This window comes from Erwinia sp. QL-Z3, from assembly GCF_004551645.1.
Taxonomy (GTDB): domain Bacteria; phylum Pseudomonadota; class Gammaproteobacteria; order Enterobacterales; family Enterobacteriaceae; genus Erwinia; species Erwinia billingiae.
In genome coordinates, this window is sequence record NZ_CP037950.1 from 225,446 (window position 1) to 243,272 (window position 17,827).

9 protein-coding genes, 1 tRNA gene, 3 rRNA genes and 1 other annotated feature are annotated in these 17,827 nt (G+C 52.4%); of the genes, 5 read left to right on the forward strand and 8 right to left on the reverse strand.

Annotated elements, in window-relative coordinates; translation table 11 throughout:
• Position 1 precedes the first annotated feature (1 nt).
• The 3 genes from E2F51_RS01745 to E2F51_RS01755 all read left to right on the forward strand — a co-directional run bounded on the left by E2F51_RS01745 (position 2) and on the right by E2F51_RS01755 (position 4,500).
• On the forward strand, positions 2-2,653 hold the full coding sequence (locus tag E2F51_RS01745) for a bifunctional acetate--CoA ligase family protein/GNAT family N-acetyltransferase (protein WP_134822593.1): 2,652 nt from the start codon (positions 2-4) through the stop codon (positions 2,651-2,653).
• A gap of 117 nt (positions 2,654-2,770) precedes the next feature.
• Positions 2,771-4,126 (forward strand): CDP-diacylglycerol--serine O-phosphatidyltransferase, encoded by a 1,356-nt coding sequence (gene pssA / locus E2F51_RS01750; protein WP_013203471.1) that lies wholly within the window; start codon positions 2,771-2,773, stop codon positions 4,124-4,126.
• A 53-nt stretch (positions 4,127-4,179) separates the two neighbouring features.
• Positions 4,180-4,500 (forward strand): YfiM family lipoprotein, encoded by a 321-nt coding sequence (locus tag E2F51_RS01755; protein WP_013203472.1) that lies wholly within the window; start codon positions 4,180-4,182, stop codon positions 4,498-4,500.
• On the opposite strand, the gene E2F51_RS01760 is transcribed toward E2F51_RS01755, so the two are convergent.
• The 8 genes from E2F51_RS01760 to rluD form a co-directional block, all read right to left on the reverse strand.
• Positions 4,497-5,801 (reverse strand): MFS transporter, encoded by a 1,305-nt coding sequence (locus E2F51_RS01760; protein ID WP_134822594.1) that lies wholly within the window; start codon positions 5,799-5,801, stop codon positions 4,497-4,499. The genes E2F51_RS01755 and E2F51_RS01760 overlap by 4 nt on opposite strands.
• Before the next feature lie 380 nt (positions 5,802-6,181).
• A 5S ribosomal RNA gene (rrf, locus tag E2F51_RS01765) occupies positions 6,182-6,297 on the reverse strand.
• A gap of 106 nt (positions 6,298-6,403) precedes the next feature.
• Positions 6,404-9,311: ribosomal RNA gene (locus E2F51_RS01770) — 23S ribosomal RNA — on the reverse strand.
• Positions 9,312-9,540: 229 nt separating this feature from the next.
• A tRNA-Glu gene (locus E2F51_RS01775) sits at positions 9,541-9,616 on the reverse strand.
• 73 nt (positions 9,617-9,689) lie between these two features.
• Positions 9,690-11,230 (reverse strand): 16S ribosomal RNA (locus tag E2F51_RS01780).
• The 16S, 23S and 5S rRNA genes sit together here with 1 tRNA gene alongside, the layout of an rRNA operon.
• Positions 11,231-11,705: 475 nt before the next feature.
• Positions 11,706-14,279, reverse strand: a complete 2,574-nt coding sequence (gene clpB, locus E2F51_RS01785) for an ATP-dependent chaperone ClpB (RefSeq protein ID WP_134822595.1) — start codon at positions 14,277-14,279, stop codon at positions 11,706-11,708.
• Positions 14,280-14,404: 125 nt separating this feature from the next.
• Positions 14,405-15,133 carry a purine nucleoside phosphorylase YfiH gene (gene yfiH, locus E2F51_RS01790; RefSeq protein ID WP_134822596.1) on the reverse strand — a complete coding sequence of 243 codons (729 nt, stop codon included), beginning with the start codon at positions 15,131-15,133 and terminating at the stop codon, positions 14,405-14,407.
• Entirely contained in the window at positions 15,133-16,110 is a 978-nt protein-coding gene (gene rluD / locus E2F51_RS01795; protein WP_013203476.1) for a 23S rRNA pseudouridine(1911/1915/1917) synthase RluD, read from the reverse strand. The genes yfiH and rluD overlap by 1 nt, the downstream gene beginning before the upstream one ends.
• 130 nt (positions 16,111-16,240) lie before the next feature.
• On the opposite strand from rluD, the gene bamD reads away from it, so the two are divergent.
• Complete coding sequence (bamD, locus tag E2F51_RS01800) at positions 16,241-16,972, forward strand: outer membrane protein assembly factor BamD (RefSeq protein WP_013203477.1); 732 nt, start codon at positions 16,241-16,243, stop codon at positions 16,970-16,972.
• A 268-nt stretch (positions 16,973-17,240) separates the two neighbouring features.
• Positions 17,241-17,573, forward strand: a complete 333-nt coding sequence (gene raiA, locus E2F51_RS01805) for a ribosome-associated translation inhibitor RaiA (RefSeq protein WP_013203478.1) — start codon at positions 17,241-17,243, stop codon at positions 17,571-17,573.
• Positions 17,574-17,670: 97 nt separating this feature from the next.
• Positions 17,671-17,804: a sequence feature (Phe leader region), on the forward strand.
• The last annotated feature ends 23 nt before the right edge of the window (positions 17,805-17,827 follow it).

A 17,827-nucleotide genomic window follows, 5' to 3' on the forward strand; every position in this document is an offset into this window, starting at 1 on the left:
AATGAGCCAACGCGGATTAGAAGCGCTGTTAAGACCTAAATCGATTGCGGTGATTGGTGCCTCTTCACGACCGGATCGCGCAGGGTATCTGATGATGCGTAACCTGCTGGCGGGCGGTTTTAACGGTCCAATCCTGCCGGTCAACCCGAAATACCAAGCCGTTTGTGGCGTGCTCACCTGGCCTGATATCGCCAGCCTGCCCTTATCACCCGATCTTGCGGTCCTCTGTACCCATGCCAGCCGCAACCTTGACTTGCTGAAAGCGCTGGGTGAACGCGGCTGTAAGGCCTGCATCATCCTTTCGGCGCCCGCCAGTCAGCTTGATGCGTTAAAACAGTGCGCCAGCGAATGGCAAATTCGTCTGCTTGGCCCCAACAGTCTTGGCCTGCTGGCTCCCTGGCAGGGCTTAAACGCCAGCTTCTCACCTGTCCCGATTCAACAGGGAAAACTCGCCTTTATCTCTCAGTCTGCCGCGGTTTCTAATACTATTCTGGATTGGGCTCAGCAACGGCAACTCGGGTTTTCCTGGTTTATTGCACTTGGCGACAGCCTGGATATTGATGCCGACGACCTGCTGGATTTCCTCGCCAGAGATGGCAAAACCAGCGCGATCCTGCTCTATCTGGAGCATCTCAGCGACGCCCGGCGCTTTGTTTCTGCGGCGCGCAGTGCTTCAAGGAATAAACCGATTCTGGTGATCAAAAGCGGTCGCAGTCAGCAGGCACAACAATTACTGAAAACCCATGCCGGCCTTGATGCCGCCTGGGATGCCGCTATCCAGCGCGCGGGTTTGTTGCGGGTACAGGACACCCATGAGCTGTTCTCAGCGGTAGAAACGCTTAGCCATATGCGCCCGTTGCGCGGCGAGCGGTTGATGATCGTCAGTAATGGCGCGGCCCCCGCGGCACTTGCGCTTGATGCGCTGGATGCCAGAAACGGCAAGCTGGCACAATTAAGTGAGGAACTGCTCACTGACCTGCAAAGCCTGCTGCCTGATGAGATCAGCGCAGGTAATCCGCTGGATTTAAAGGATGATGCCACACCGGATCGCTATCTTCAGGTGGTCTCGCGCTTGCTGGATAGCCAGGACATTGACGCGCTGATGATTATTCACGCTCCCAGCGCTGTCGCACCCGCCACGCTGACTGCACAAAGGCTGATTGAAACCATCCTTAAACATCCCCGCGCCAAACAGATTTCTCTGTTGACCAACTGGTGCGGAGAGTTCTCTTCACTGGATGCGCGCCGGTTGTTCAGTGATGCCGGTATCCCAACCTACCGCACGCCTGAAGGGACGGTCACCGCCTTTATGCATATGGTGGAGTACCGTCGCAACCAGAAGCAGTTGCGTGAAACGCCGGCTCTGCCGCCGAACCTGACGGCGAATACCGCTGAGGCTCATCATTTGATCCGCCAGGCGCTGGAAGATGGCGCCATTACGCTCGACACGCATGAAGTTCAGGCCATTTTACGCGCCTATGGGCTCAATACATTGCCAACCTGGATTGCCAGCGACAGTGCCGAAGCGGTGCACATCGCCGGTCAGATTGGCTATCCCGTTGCGCTGAAACTGCGGTCGCCGGACATTCCCCATAAGTCGGAGGTTCAGGGTGTGATGCTGTATCTGCGCACCGCCAGCGAAGTTGAGCAGGCAGCAGAAGCCATTATCGATCGCGTCAAACTGGCCTTGCCGCAGGCAAATATTCATGGGCTTTTAGTGCAAAGCATGGCCAACCGTGCCGGAGCCCAGGAGTTAAGAATTGTGGTAGAACAGGACCCGGTGTTTGGACCGATGATCATGCTGGGAGAAGGTGGCATTGAGTGGCAAGCCGACAAACAGGCGGTGGTTGCTTTACCGCCGCTGAATATGACGCTGGCGCGCTATCTGGTTATTCAGGCCATCAAGAGCGGTAAAATCCGCAGCCGCAGCGCGCTCCAGCCGCTGGATATTGCCGGCATCAGCCAGGTGCTCGTGCAGGTTTCCAACCTGATCGTTGATTGCCCTGAGATCGTGCGGCTGGACATTCATCCTCTACTGGCGTCGGGGTCTGAATTCTCACTGCTGGATGTCACCATGCAACTGGCTGATTTTGTCGGCGATCCCGAAGCGCGTCTGGCTATTCGCCCTTATCCTCATGCGCTTGAAGAATGGGTAGAGATGAAAAATGGCGAGAGCTGCCTGTTCCGACCGATTCTGCCGGAAGATGAGCCGTTGTTGCGCCAGTTCATTAGCCGGGTGACGAAGGAAGATCTTTATTATCGCTATTTCAGTGAGATCAATGAGTTCACTCATGACGATTTGGCTAACATGACGCAGATCGACTACGATCGAGAGATGGCCTTTGTTGCTGTCCGTCAGCAAAATGGCAGTGATGAGATCATTGGTGTGACGCGTGCTATTTCCGATGCCGATAACATCGATGCAGAGTTTTCCGTGCTGGTACGTTCCGATCTTAAAGGGCTGGGCCTGGGTCGGCGGCTGCTGGAGAAGATGATTATCTATACCCGTCAACATGGGTTACAGCAGTTAAACGGTATTACCATGCCGGGCAATCAGGGGATGATTACGCTGGCACGCAAACTGGGATTTAGGGTTGATGTGCAGATTGAAGACGGCATTGTGGCCCTTTCGCTGCCTTTTTCGCCACCCTGATAATGTCTGGAAACGTAAAACTAAAACCATCGGGCCCGACTAATGGTAATATTCGCGGTTAGGGTGATGATTTTATGGCAAAAGGCCATTCTATGAACAGAGAAGATACGCACTGTGATGTTGTCTAAATTCAAACGTAATAAACACCAACAGCACCTTGCGCAACTGCCAAAACTGTCTCAGTCGGCTGCTGACTTCACGACGCTGTATTCAGCGGCTGATTTCCGTAAGACTTTGCTTGAGAAAATCGCCGGTGCGAAACATCGTATCTGTATTGTGGCGCTTTATCTGGAAAACGATGACGGTGGTCGCAGCATTCTCAACGCGCTGTATGAAGCCAAACGCCTTCGCCCTGAGCTGGATGTCCGTGTCCTTGTGGACTGGCACCGCGCACAGCGTGGTCGTATTGGCGCAGCGCGTACGGCAACCAATGCCGACTGGTATTGTGAGTTGGCAGACGCTCACCCTGACATTCACATCACCGTTTATGGCGTGCCGGTAAATACCCGTGAAGCCTTAGGCGTGCTGCATCTGAAAGGGTCGATCATCGATGATACCCTTTTCTATACCGGTGCCAGCCTCAATGACGTCTATCTGCATCAGCATGATAAATACCGTTATGACCGCTATCAGCTGATTACCAATCCCACGCTGGCTAACACCATGTTCGACTGGATAGAAACCAACCTTATCCAGGCTGAAGCGGTGCATCGTCTCGATCAGCATGAGCGGCCAAAAAGTCCGGAAATCAAAAATGAAACTCGTCAGTTCCGCCAGGATCTGCGCGGGTTTGATTATGAGTTCGAAGGCGATGCCAACAATGAACAGTTGGCAGTGACTCCGTTAGTTGGGCTGGGCAAACGCAGCCTGCTCAACAAAACCATCTTCCACCTGATGCCTTGTGCTGAGCAAAAGCTGACGCTCTGTACTCCGTACTTCAATATGCCCGCCATCCTGGTGCGCAACATTATCTGGTTACTGCGTCAGGGCCGCGAAGTTGAGATCATCGTCGGGGATAAAACGGCGAATGACTTCTACATCCCTGAAGATCAGCCGTTCAAGATTATCGGTGCCCTGCCTTACCTGTATGAGATCAACCTGCGCCGCTTCCTGAGCCGTTTGCAATATTACGTCACTAACGGCCAGTTGACGGTTCGCCTGTGGAAAGACGGCGAGAACAGCTATCATCTTAAAGGCATGTGGGTAGATGACGAATGGCTGCTTATTACCGGGAATAACCTGAATCCGCGCGCATGGCGTCTCGATCTGGAAAATGCCGTCCTCATTCACGATCCGCTCCAGCAGCTGGTTGAGCAAAGCCGCCACGAGCTGGCGCTGATCCGTCAAAACACCACCGTGGTTGAACACTTCCGCGATCTGGAAAGCATTGCCGATTACCCGCTTAAAGTGCGTAAGCTGATCCGCCGTCTGCGCCGTATCCGTATCGACAGGCTGATTAGCCGCATTCTGTAAGTTCGCTTAAATCAGGCCCTGTCAGTGACGGGGCTTTTTTTTAAGGAGAAGTAATGCGCAAACTCGTGTTGCTGATGGTTCTCTGTTGCACCGGTTGTACCCATATGGCCAACGACAGCTGGACCGGCAAGGATAAAGCGGAGCATTTTGTTTCCTCTGCGGTACTGTCGGCCGCGGGAAGTGCTTATGGCGATAAACAGCACTGGAGCGAAGGCCGAAGCGCCAGCTTTGGCTTGATGTTTGCGCTCAGTTTGGGCGCGGCGAAAGAGTTGTACGACAGTCGGGAGGGAGGTTCTGGCTGGAGCTGGAAAGATTTCAGTTGGGATGTAGCCGGTGCTGCCACCGGCTACACGTTATGGAGTCTTGCCCGTTAAAGCTTGATACCATTCCCTCTTCGGTGCAGCATCAGCGACACCAGGAATGCAACGGCCCCCATCGCTGAGACATACCAGAAGAAGCTGGTCTCGCTGCCCGCCGCCTTCAGCGACAACGCCACATATTCTGCTGAACCGCCAAACAAAGCGTTGGCTACTGCGTAAGACAGTCCCACACCTAACGCGCGTACCTCCGGTGGAAACATCTCTGCCTTCAGGATCCCACTGATCGACGTGTAGAAGCTGGTGATCAGCAGTGAGATCATGACCAGTCCAAATGCCGCCCACGGACTGCTGATGTTTTGCAGCAATGTCAGCACCGGCACGGTACATATCGCCGCCAGCCCACCAAAGATCAGCATTGAGCTCCGGCGTCCAATTTTATCTGACAACGCTCCAATCAACGGCTGAATCAGCATAAAAATGAACAGTGCAGCGGTCATCAGCATACTGGCCGTTCGCGCATCCATACCCGACGTGTTTACCAGATACTTCTGCATATAGGTGGTAAAGGTATAGAAGCTTAGCGAGCCGCCCGCCGTAAAACCAAGCACCATAATAAACGCGCGACGGTGTTTCCACAGACCTCTCAACGATCCGGCATCTTTATGCTGACGGGTTTTCTGATCGGATGTTTCATTCAGGGAACGGCGCAGATAGAGTGCAACGACGGCCAGCACGGCTCCGATTGCGAACGGTATTCTCCAGCCCCATGCACGAAGTTCTTCATCACTCAGGATCTGCTGCAACACCACCACGGTTAGCAGTGCCATCAATTGCCCACCAATCAGGGTGACATACTGGAATGAAGCATAGAATCCCTTCTTCCCTTCTACAGCGACTTCACTCATATAGGTTGCGCTGGTGCCGTACTCGCCGCCTACAGACAGCCCCTGGAACAAACGCGCTAACAGTAGTAAAGCCGGCGCCCATACACCGATGGTGTCGTAACCCGGTAAACAGGCAATCACCAGCGATCCGAAACACATCATGCAGACCGAAATCAGCATTGATTTCTTACGACCGTGCTTGTCGCCAATGTAGCCAAACAGCCAGCCACCGATGGGTCGCATCAGAAAGCCAGCGGCAAAGACGCCTGCGGTCTGTAACAGCTGAGTTGTTGGGTTTCCTGACGGGAAAAAGACGTGAGCAAAATAGAGAGAACAGAATGAATAGACATAAAAATCAAACCATTCGACCAGATTCCCTGATGATGCACCAACAATTGCCCAGATACGTTGGCGCGTGGAGAGCGCATCGGCCGTAGCCTCAGGCTGCCGTTCTGACGTGGCATCTGCCATAGAATTAACCTCTTTTATTATTCCTTGCTAATAATTAGCGATAGAAGTGAAACAACAACCGGTAGTAAACCTTACTGGCAAGATGTTAATGAATTGTTTTAAGTATTAACGTTACAGAACTGTGAAGCAGGTTGGATTATAGAGTAAGTGTTTAAGATCGCCATAAATGAAGGGCGTGGTGCGTCAGCACGGCGTTTTAGTTTTCTGGTTTTGGGGTGCTTGAGGAATCTCTTACCTGAATATCGGGTGGGTCTTGGGTAATTTTCAGGATTTCTTGGGAGTTTAGGAGCTGTTTTGGTGTGTTTTGGTGTGTTTTTTTTGCTTTTTACGCACACAAAAAAGCCCCATGCTTTCGCATGAGGCTTGTCTGCTTGTTTGATGCCTGGCAGTTCCCTACTCTCGCATGGGGAGACCCCACACTACCATCGGCGCTACGGCGTTTCACTTCTGAGTTCGGCATGGGGTCAGGTGGGACCACCGCGCTAAAGCCGCCAGGCAAATTCTGTTATTCACGCCGCCATAAGGCCGCGCAAATTTATCCGGTTCAAGCTGAAAATATCGTTCGTGTCTCTCAGACACCACCAGAACGCTTCTGGTGTTGTAAGGTTAAGCCTCACGGGTCATTAGTACCGGTTAGCTCAACGCATCGCTGCGCTTACACACCCGGCCTATCAACGTCGTAGTCTTCAACGTCCCTTCAGGGGCCTTAAAGGCCCAGGGAAGATTCATCTCGAGGCAAGTTTCGCGCTTAGATGCTTTCAGCGCTTATCTTTTCCGCACTTAGCTACCGGGCAATGCCATTGGCATGACAACCCGAACACCAGTGGTGCGTTCACTCCGGTCCTCTCGTACTAGGAGCAACCCCTCTCAATCTTCCAGCGCCCACGGCAGATAGGGACCGAACTGTCTCACGACGTTCTAAACCCAGCTCGCGTACCACTTTAAACGGCGAACAGCCGTACCCTTGGGACCTACTTCAGCCCCAGGATGTGATGAGCCGACATCGAGGTGCCAAACACCGCCGTCGATATGAACTCTTGGGCGGTATCAGCCTGTTATCCCCGGAGTACCTTTTATCCGTTGAGCGATGGCCCTTCCATTCAGAACCACCGGATCACTATGACCTGCTTTCGCACCTGCTCGAGCCGTCACTCTCGCAGTCAAGCTAGCTTATGCCATTGCACTAACCTCACGATGTCCGACCGTGATTAGCTAACCTTCGTGCTCCTCCGTTACTCTTTAGGAGGAGACCGCCCCAGTCAAACTACCCACCAGACACTGTCCCCACGCCGGATCACGGCGCCAGGTTAGAACATCAAACGTTAAAGGGTGGTATTTCAAGGTTGGCTCCACGCAGACTGGCGTCCACGCTTCAAAGCCTCCCACCTATCCTACACATCAAGGTTCAATATTCAGTGTCAAGCTATAGTAAAGGTTCACGGGGTCTTTCCGTCTTGCCGCGGGTACACTGCATCTTCACAGCGAGTTCAATTTCACTGAGTCTCGGGTGGAGACAGCCTGGCCATCATTACGCCATTCGTGCAGGTCGGAACTTACCCGACAAGGAATTTCGCTACCTTAGGACCGTTATAGTTACGGCCGCCGTTTACCGGGGCTTCGATCAAGAGCTTCTCCTTGCGGATAACCCCATCAATTAACCTTCCGGCACCGGGCAGGCGTCACACCGTATACGTCCACTTTCGTGTTTGCACAGTGCTGTGTTTTTAATAAACAGTTGCAGCCAGCTGGTATCTTCGACTGGCTTCAGCTCCGGGAGCAAGTCCCTTCACCTACGCGCCAGCGTGCCTTCTCCCGAAGTTACGGCACCATTTTGCCTAGTTCCTTCACCCGAGTTCTCTCAAGCGCCTTGGTATTCTCTACCTGACCACCTGTGTCGGTTTGGGGTACGATTCCGTGTTACCTGATGCTTAGAGGCTTTTCCTGGAAGCAGGGCATTTGTTACTTCAGCACCGTAGTGCCTCGTCATCACACCTCAGCGTTAAAAAGAGTCCGGATTTACCTAAACTCTCCGCCTACATGCTTAAACCGGGACAACCGTCGCCCGGCTAACATAGCCTTCTCCGTCCCCCCTTCGCAGTAACACCGAGTACAGGAATATTAACCTGTTTCCCATCGACTACGCCTTTCGGCCTCGCCTTAGGGGTCGACTCACCCTGCCCCGATTAACGTTGGACAGGAACCCTTGGTCTTCCGGCGAGCGGGCTTTTCACCCGCTTTATCGTTACTTATGTCAGCATTCGCACTTCTGATACCTCCAGCAGACCTCACAGTCCACCTTCGACGGCTTACAGAACGCTCCCCTACCCAACAACGCATAAGCGTCGCTGCCGCAGCTTCGGTGCATGGTTTAGCCCCGTTACATCTTCCGCGCAGGCCGACTCGACCAGTGAGCTATTACGCTTTCTTTAAATGATGGCTGCTTCTAAGCCAACATCCTGGCTGTCTGTGCCTTCCCACATCGTTTCCCACTTAACCATGACTTTGGGACCTTAGCTGGCGGTCTGGGTTGTTTCCCTCTTCACGACGGACGTTAGCACCCGCCGTGTGTCTCCCGTGATAACATTCTTCGGTATTCGCAGTTTGCATCGGGTTGGTAAGCCGGGATGGCCCCCTAGCCGAAACAGTGCTCTACCCCCGAAGATGAGTTCACGAGGCGCTACCTAAATAGCTTTCGGGGAGAACCAGCTATCTCCCGGTTTGATTGGCCTTTCACCCCCAGCCACAAGTCATCCGCTAATTTTTCAACATTAGTCGGTTCGGTCCTCCAGTTAGTGTTACCCAACCTTCAACCTGCCCATGGCTAGATCACCGGGTTTCGGGTCTATACCCTGCAACTTAACGCCCAGTTAAGACTCGGTTTCCCTTCGGCTCCCCTATACGGTTAACCTTGCTACAGAATATAAGTCGCTGACCCATTATACAAAAGGTACGCAGTCACACCACGAAGGTGCTCCCACTGCTTGTACGTACACGGTTTCAGGTTCTGTTTCACTCCCCTCGCCGGGGTTCTTTTCGCCTTTCCCTCACGGTACTGGTTCACTATCGGTCAGTCAGGAGTATTTAGCCTTGGAGGATGGTCCCCCCATATTCAGACAGGATGTCACGTGTCCCGCCCTACTCATCGAACTCACAATAAGTGCATTTTTGTGTACGGGAGTATCACCCTGTACCCTGCGACTTTCCAGACGCTTCCACTAATGCACAAACTGATTCAGGTTCTGGGCTGTTCCCCGTTCGCTCGCCGCTACTGGGGGAATCTCGGTTGATTTCTTTTCCTCTGGGTACTTAGATGTTTCAGTTCCCCAGGTTCGCCTTGCAACACTATGTATTCATGTTGCAATGATGCACCAAAGTGCACCGGGTTTCCCCATTCGGGTATCGTCGGTTATTGCGGTTCATATCACCTTACCGACGCTTATCGCAGATTAGCACGCCCTTCATCGCCTCTGACTGCCTAGGCATCCACCGTGTACGCTTAGTCACTTAACCTCACAACCCACAAGCGTCCCGAAAGACACATTGCTGTTGTAAGCATTTGAGAGACTCGAACATATCGTTGATTTCATTCTTATTACGGAGAATGAAAACGACATGTCGTTTCAATTTTCAGCTTGTTCCGGATTGTTAAAGAGCAAATATCTCAAACGTGACTCGTCCTTACGGAGAGAATCAGTTTTGAGATACGGGTTGATAATGTCTTTCACTCATTATCAGGAGATGGCGTCCCCAAGGGGATTCGAACCCCTGTTACAGCCGTGAAAGGGCAGTGTCCTGGGCCTCTAGACGATGGGGACTCTGTTACTGTTGCTCATTACGTTTTCTATCAGACAATCTGTTGTGGACACTACGCGGGAAGGTATCTTCAGGTAAGGAGGTGATCCAACCGCAGGTTCCCCTACGGTTACCTTGTTACGACTTCACCCCAGTCATGAATCACAAAGTGGTAAGCGCCCTCCCGAAGGTTAAGCTACCTACTTCTTTTGCAACCCACTCCCATGGTGTGACGGGCGGTGTGTACAAGGCCCGGGAACGTATTCACCGTAGCATTCTGATCTACGATTACTAGCGATTCCGACTTCACGGAGTCGAGTTGCAGACTCCGATCCGGACTACGACGCACTTTGTGAGGTCCGCTTGCTCTCGCGAGTTCGCTTCTCTTTGTATGCGCCATTGTAGCACGTGTGTAGCCCTGGCCGTAAGGGCCATGATGACTTGACGTCATCCCCACCTTCCTCCGGTTTGTCACCGGCAGTCTCCTTTGAGTTCCCGACATTACTCGCTGGCAACAAAGGATAAGGGTTGCGCTCGTTGCGGGACTTAACCCAACATTTCACAACACGAGCTGACGACAGCCATGCAGCACCTGTCTCACGGTTCCCGAAGGCACTAAGGCATCTCTGCCGAATTCCGTGGATGTCAAGGCCAGGTAAGGTTCTTCGCGTTGCATCGAATTAAACCACATGCTCCACCGCTTGTGCGGGCCCCCGTCAATTCATTTGAGTTTTAACCTTGCGGCCGTACTCCCCAGGCGGTCGACTTAACGCGTTAGCTCCGGAAGCCACGCCTCAAGGGCACAACCTCCAAGTCGACATCGTTTACGGCGTGGACTACCAGGGTATCTAATCCTGTTTGCTCCCCACGCTTTCGCACCTGAGCGTCAGTCTTTGTCCAGGGGGCCGCCTTCGCCACCGGTATTCCTCCAGATCTCTACGCATTTCACCGCTACACCTGGAATTCTACCCCCCTCTACAAGACTCTAGCCTGCCAGTTTCAAATGCAGTTCCCAGGTTAAGCCCGGGGATTTCACATCTGACTTGACAGACCGCCTGCGTGCGCTTTACGCCCAGTAATTCCGATTAACGCTTGCACCCTCCGTATTACCGCGGCTGCTGGCACGGAGTTAGCCGGTGCTTCTTCTGCGGGTAACGTCAATCGACAAGGTTATTAACCTTATCGCCTTCCTCCCCGCTGAAAGTACTTTACAACCCGAAGGCCTTCTTCATACACGCGGCATGGCTGCATCAGGCTTGCGCCCATTGTGCAATATTCCCCACTGCTGCCTCCCGTAGGAGTCTGGACCGTGTCTCAGTTCCAGTGTGGCTGGTCATCCTCTCAGACCAGCTAGGGATCGTCGCCTAGGTGAGCCATTACCCCACCTACTAGCTAATCCCATCTGGGCACATCCGATGGTGTGAGGCCCGAAGGTCCCCCACTTTGGTCCGAAGACGTTATGCGGTATTAGCTACCGTTTCCAGTAGTTATCCCCCTCCATCAGGCAGTTTCCCAGACATTACTCACCCGTCCGCCACTCGTCACCCGAGAGCAAGCTCTCTGTGCTACCGTTCGACTTGCATGTGTTAGGCCTGCCGCCAGCGTTCAATCTGAGCCATGATCAAACTCTTCAATTAAAAGTTCGATTTGCTGAAACAAGTTCAGCGGTGCTCAAGTGTAAAACGTCATAATGAATTTCATTATGTGTTCACTCTTAAGGCTTGATATTTTTTTGCGCCTTGCGGCGCTGATATCAATCCTGCGAGTGCCCACACAGATTGTCTGATAAATTGTTAAAGAGCGTTGCGGTAAGTGCCTTGGCGCCTTACTGCGAGGTGGCGTATATTACGCTTTCCTCCTTCAGAGTCAACTTCTTTTTGGGAAGTTTTTCTCCGGCGATTCAGCTTCCTGAACCTCTGACCCGGTGACTCGTAAGTCGTTGTTCCGTGTCAGTGGAGGCGCAGTATAGGGAATTTCTGGAGACTGACAAGGGCTAAATGCAAAAAAACATTCAACCGCTCAATTTTCAACCCAAAACGCCAAACTGGCCCCTTTTACGACCACTTATTAAACAAAAATGGGCCCGAAGGCCCATTTTTGTTTTTACCGCGATTACTGCTGAGCCACTATGGCATCGTCTTTTACATCCATTTCGATCGTTTTACCCGGGATCAGTGCACCAGAAAGTATCTGCTGCGCCAGCGGGTTCTCGATCTGCTGCTGGATAGCACGCTTCAACGGACGAGCACCATAAACCGGGTCATAGCCATTTTCAGCAAGCTTATGCAACGCAGCATCGGAAATGTGTAAGTCATATCCGCGATCGGCCAGGCGATCGTAAAGACGCTGCAACTGAATCTTGGCTATAGAAGCAATATGCTGCTCACCCAACGGATGGAAGACCACCAGCTCATCTATACGGTTAATGAACTCCGGACGGAAGTGCTGACCGACTACCGTCATCACCACGTCTTTCATTTCCGGATAGCTAAGCGCGCCAAACCGTTCCTGAATCAGATCGGAGCCCAGGTTAGAGGTCATGATCACCACCGTGTTACGGAAGTCGACCGTTCTACCCTGACCATCCGTCAGACGTCCATCATCCAGAACCTGCAGTAGGATGTTGAAGACATCCGGGTGCGCTTTCTCCACCTCATCCAACAGGATCACCGAATACGGCCGGCGACGGACAGCTTCAGTCAGGTAACCGCCCTCTTCATATCCGACATAACCTGGAGGTGCACCCACCAAACGGGATACTGAATGCTTCTCCATAAACTCGGACATATCGAGACGTACCATCGCATCGTCACTGTCGAACATAAAGTTAGCCAGCGCTTTGCACAGCTCGGTCTTACCCACCCCTGTCGGGCCAAGGAACAGGAATGAACCAATCGGACTATTAGGATCCGCCAGACCCGCACGACTACGGCGAATCGCATTCGACACGGCTTCGACCGCTTCATTCTGTCCAATCACACGCTGATGCAGATCCTGCTCCATACGCAGTAACTTATCGCGCTCCCCTTCCATCATCCTGTCGACAGGGATCCCTGTCCAGCGAGCCAGCACGTCAGCAATTTCAACTTCGGTTACCCGGTTACGCAGCAAACGCATGGTTTTGCCTTCAGACTGCGTAGCCAGAGCCAGCTGTTTTTCCAGCTCAGGGATTTTCCCGTACTGCAGTTCAGACATCTGAGCCAGATCGCCAAGACGACGCGCCTGTTCCATTGCCAGCTTCGCCTGTTCCAGCTCAGCTTTAATTGTCTGGGTGCCGGAAAGAGAGGCTTTCTCCGATTTCCACTCTTCTTCAAGCTCAGAGTAATCACGCTCTTTCTGGTTCAGCTCATCTTCCAGCATAGACAGTCGTTTGAGGCTGGCATCGTCAGTCTCTTTCTTCAGAGCCTGTTGCTCAAGCTTCAGCTGGATGATGCGGCGTTCCAGGCGATCCAGAGATTCCGGTTTTGAATCAATCTGCATACGAATGCTGGAACCGGCTTCATCAATCAGGTCGATGGCTTTATCCGGCAGCTGACGGTCGGCAATATAGCGATGCGATAAGGTTGCCGCAGCCACGATAGCCGGATCGGTGATCTGCACATGGTGGTGCAGCTCATATCGCTCTTTCAGACCACGCAGGATCGCGATGGTATCTTCCACGGTTGGCTCAGCCACATACACTTTCTGGAAACGACGCTCCAGAGCCGCATCTTTCTCAATATACTGACGATACTCATCGAGAGTGGTCGCGCCCACGCAGTGAAGCTCACCGCGAGCCAGTGCAGGTTTGAGCATGTTACCGGCATCCATCGCGCCGTCAGCTTTACCTGCGCCAACCATAGTATGCAGCTCATCAATAAACAGAATGACATTGCCTTCCTGTTTAGAGAGATCGTTCAGTACGGCTTTCAGACGCTCTTCGAACTCACCGCGGTATTTCGCGCCGGCCACCAGCGCCCCCATATCAAGAGAAAGCACCCGGCGCCCTTTCAGCCCCTCCGGCACTTCGCCATTTATGATTCGCTGGGCAAGCCCTTCGACGATAGCGGTTTTACCTACACCAGGCTCACCGATCAAAACCGGGTTGTTTTTGGTACGGCGCTGCAGAACCTGAATGGTGCGACGAATTTCTTCATCACGACCAATCACCGGGTCCAGTTTGCCGGACTCAGCACGTTCGGTCAGGTCGATGGTGTATTTTTTCAGTGCCTGGCGCTGATCTTCAGCCCCTTGATCGTTCACGTTTTCGCCTCCACGCATTTGGTCAATTGCCTTGCTCAGTTTGTCAGTGGTTACACCGGCAGATTTCAGAAGATCGGCCAGCGAACCGCGCGACTCAAGAGCAGCCAGAACAAACAGTTCGGATGAAATGAAATTATCAGCACGTTTTTGAGCCAGCTTGTCACAGAGATTCAGAACACGAACCAGGTCCGCAGAAGGCTGAACATCGCCATCCGTTCCTTCCACCTGCGGCAAACGGCCGATAGCCTGTTCAACACTGCTGCGCAAAGCAGCGGTATCAACACCGGTAGTGGTCAGTAAAGGACGTACGGATCCGCCTTCCTGAGTCAGTAATGCACTCATTAAGTGGAGAGGTTCGATAAATTGATTGTCGCGACCCAGGGCTAAAGACTGGGCATCGGCGAGAGCAAGCTGGAATTTGTTAGTAAGACGATCCAGACGCATAATTCCCCCATTCAGGTCAAATTGCTACTGGAGATTAAATGAGGTCATCCCTCAAATTTTCAAGTTTAATGACCTAAATATTTTGGTGAAAAATACATCATTCTGGACCGTCTTATGGCGCTAGGTTATATCAGCCAGATCAAACTTGCCAGACGGCCGGTGATGCCATCGCGTCGGAAGGAGAAGAATTCAGTGGGTTTTGAGAGGGTGCAAAGGCCGCCACCCGAGATGTGGCGCACTCCGCTGCGGACTAAACGCTCTCTGGCAAGTTGCCAAATATCCGCATAATATTTTTCACCAACAGGCCTGAAAGCCCTGTCACTGTGCATTTTTTGCGCTAAAAATGCGTCCCGAACCTCGGGACCCACTTCAAAAGCGTCTGGCCCGATCGCCGGCCCCAGCCAGGCATGTATCTCTTCCGGCGGCGCATTAAATGCTGCCAGCGTCGATTCCAGTACGCCCTGGCAAAGACCTCGCCAGCCAGCATGTGCCGCCGCCACTTCCTTGCCATCTGAAGAACAAAAAAGCACCGGCAAACAGTCGGCTGTCATCACGGCGCAAGGTATTCCGCGCTGACGGGTGTAAACGGCATCCGCCTTTAAGCTGTCAGGTTGACCGCCCGTCAGGTGAAGCACCTCTGTACCATGAACTTGTTCAAGCCAGACTGGCATTGCAGGCAGCTCGCCCAGCTCAACAAGACGCTGACGATTAGCCTGCACATGCAGAGGATTATCCCCAACATGTGCGCCAAGATTCAGTGAGTCCCACGGCAAGCAGCTTACGCCACCCACTCGGGTTGAGCTGCATGCCCGCACAGTGGCAGGCAGCGTCCAGTCAGGCGTGATCAGGCTCATTACCAGTCCATCTGATCCTTGAATTCAGCGGTATCCGCTTTCATCTCTGCGATCAGGTCAACCATATCCTGAGGCAACGGCGCATGCCATTCCATTTCAATGCCGCTAATCGGATGGTACAGGCGAAGCATGGTGGCATGCAGAGCCTGACGATCGAACTTACGCAGCATCGCAATAAATGATTCCGACGCGCCCTTCGGCGGACGCGGACGGCCACCGTATAACTGATCGCCCACCAGCGGATGGTTAATGTGCGCCATATGGACACGGATCTGGTGAGTACGGCCGGTTTCCAGACGCAGACGCAGGCGCGTATGCACACGGAAATGCTCCATGATGCGGTAATGCGTAGTGGCAGGTTTACCGGTTGGGTGAACCGCCATATGCGTACGCTTGGTGGAGTGACGGCTGATAGGCTCGTCAACCGTACCGCCCGCCGTCATTCTGCCGATCGCCACAGCCTCATACTCACGGGTGATTTCTCTTAACTGCAAAGATTCCACCAGATGTGTTTGCGCTGGAACGGTTTTCGCCACCACCATCAGACCCGTTGTGTCTTTATCGAGGCGATGAACGATACCCGCACGCGGCACGTCAGCGATGGCCGGGAAATGATGCAACAGTGCATTCAGCACGGTGCCATCGGGATTACCGGCACCGGGATGGACAACCAGACCGCGTGGTTTGTTGATGACCAGAATGTCTTCATCTTCATATACGATGTCTAAGGGAATGTCCTGCGCTTCCCAGCGTGCTTCTTCTTCAATTTCAGCATCAATAGCGATTTGTTCGCTACCGAGCACTTTTTCCTTCGGTTTGTCGATGATTACGCCATTGACGGTGACGCGACGGTCGAGAATCCACTCTTTTATGCGAGATCGAGAATAATCAGGGAACAATTCGGCCAAAGCCTGATCTAAGCGTTGTCCGAGTTGTGATTCGGATACCGTTGCGTTGAGTTTTACTTGTTGTGCCATAAACAGCTTCTTCGTTAACGTTGGGTTTTCACGGCGATGCCGTTTAATATAATGTGCTATTGTACCTGGTCACTATCGGGAGCTACATGGACAGCTTCCTGAATAACACTCTGAGGATAATCAAATCGTCATGACGCGTATGAAATATCTGGTGGCTGCAGCCACGTTGAGCCTGGCATTGGCTGGTTGTTCCGGTTCGAAGGAAACGGTGCCTGACAATCCGCCTTCTGAAATCTATGCCACAGCCCAGCAAAAACTGCAGGACGGTAACTTTAAAGGAGCAATAACGCAACTGGAAGCGCTTGATAACCGCTACCCGTTCGGCCCTTACTCCCAGCAAGTTCAGCTAGACTTGATCTACGCTTACTACAAAAATGCCGATTTGCCGCTGGCGCAGGCCGCAATTGACCGCTTCATGCGTCTGAATCCAACCCACCCGAATATTGATTACGTGATTTATATGCGTGGTCTGACGGATATGGCGCTGGACGATAGCGCACTGCAGGGCTTTTTCGGCATCGACCGCTCTGACCGCGATCCGACGCATGCGCGTGACGCCTTCCATGATTTCTCTCAGCTGCTGCGCGGTTACCCGAACAGTCAATATGCAACAGATGCAAGAAAGCGTCTGGTGTATCTGAAAGATCGTCTGGCGAAATATGAATTATCCGTTGCTCAATTCTACACTAAGCGCGAGGCTTATGTCGCAGTAGTTAACCGTGTTGAGCAAATGATGAAAGATTATCCGGACACTCAGGCTACGCGCACGGCACTGCCACTGATGGAAAATGCATACCGTCAGCTGCAGTTAAATGCTGAAGCGGACAAAGTCGCTAAGTTGATTGCAGCAAATCAGGCTTAAGCGTTGAAATGAAAAATGGCAGCCCGTGGCTGCCATTTTTTTGCTCAGAATTCCTGCTAATTGCCCAGTTCTCTTCTGAGTTATCCAGTCAATAATGCCCGCTAAAAAGCGCCCCGACAACCCCCATTTCAGCATTTCTCCTCCCATCTCACAGATTTCTCCACATTGACAAAAAGTGACAAAAAAACGTGATGTGAATCACGCATAAACCTCTTTTTCGAGGTATGCTGGACCTACATTCGACGGAAATGACAGAGAGGTAAGCACTATGGTTCTGAACATTACCAGCAAGCACATGGAAATCACTCCGGCTATCCGCCAACATGTCGAAGACCGTCTCGCCAAGCTCGAAAAATGGCAAACTGACCTGATAAAACCCCATATCGTTCTTTCAAAGGAGCCGAAGGAATTTGTCGCTGATGCCACCATCAATACGCCAAATGGCCCGCTGGTCGCCAGCGCGAAGCATGATGATATGTATACGGCTATCAATGATCTGATCGGAAAACTGGAACGCCAGCTGAACAAGGTTCAGCATAAAGGTGAAGCGCGCCGCGCCAATGCCAGTGTGAAAGACCTGAGCATCATCGATCAGGAATAGACGTCAAAAGGAAGATAACGCGCCTCAGGGCGCGTTTTTTATTGACAGAAATAAATTGCAGCGGTTACTTTAAACGCTCTCCGGTTCTGGATAGCACAATGCACAAACGACCGTTCTTCTTCGCATTCTTTTTTACCTTCTTTACCTTCCCCTGATTGGGAGGCAATTCGTCGTGTAAGAATGAATGCGAAGACGAACTACAAAGCCTCCCCAGCGGGAGGCTTTTTTTTTATGAACATCTGACAGGTAGCCTT